Origin of the sequence: Paracraurococcus lichenis (assembly GCF_030657435.1) — a bacterium.
Lineage (GTDB): Bacteria > Pseudomonadota > Alphaproteobacteria > Acetobacterales > Acetobacteraceae > Paracraurococcus > Paracraurococcus lichenis.
Genome location: NZ_JAUTWS010000483.1, coordinates 1 through 461, shown reverse-complemented (window position 1 = coordinate 461; position 461 = coordinate 1). Strand labels below are relative to the sequence as shown.

Genomic DNA, 461 nt, shown 5'->3' with positions numbered 1-461 from the left:
GATCATCCTCGCCGCCGAGGTCACCACCGAGGCCAATGACGTCCAGCAGCTCAAGCCGATGCTCGACCGCGCCCAGGCGGTGGTCGAGATGGTGATGGGCGAGGACGCCGTGCTCGGCGCCGCGGCCGCCGACGCCGGCTACTGGTCAGAGGACAACGCCGCCAGTCAGACCACCGAGTGCGAGCTGTTCATCGCCACCCGAAAGGACCGCCAGCAGCGCGCCGAGCTGCGCGACGCGGCGCCACCTCGCGGGCGCATCCCGAAGGGGTTGTCAGCCCGCGACCGCATGCAGCGCAAGCTGCGCACCCGGCGAGGCCGCGCCATCTACCGTCAGCGCGGCGCCTCGGTGGAGCCGGTATTCGGGCAGATGAAGGAGCGCCAGGACGCCGGTCGCTTCAGCATGCGCGGTCTCACTGCCTGCCGCGGCGAGTGGCACCTGCAGGCCGCGACCCACAACTTGC

1 protein-coding gene is annotated in these 461 nt (G+C 71.4%); it reads left to right on the top strand.

The window, feature by feature from the left end:
* The coding region (locus tag Q7A36_RS40895; protein ID WP_305109493.1) for a transposase at positions 1-461 on the top strand (461 nt) is incomplete at both ends.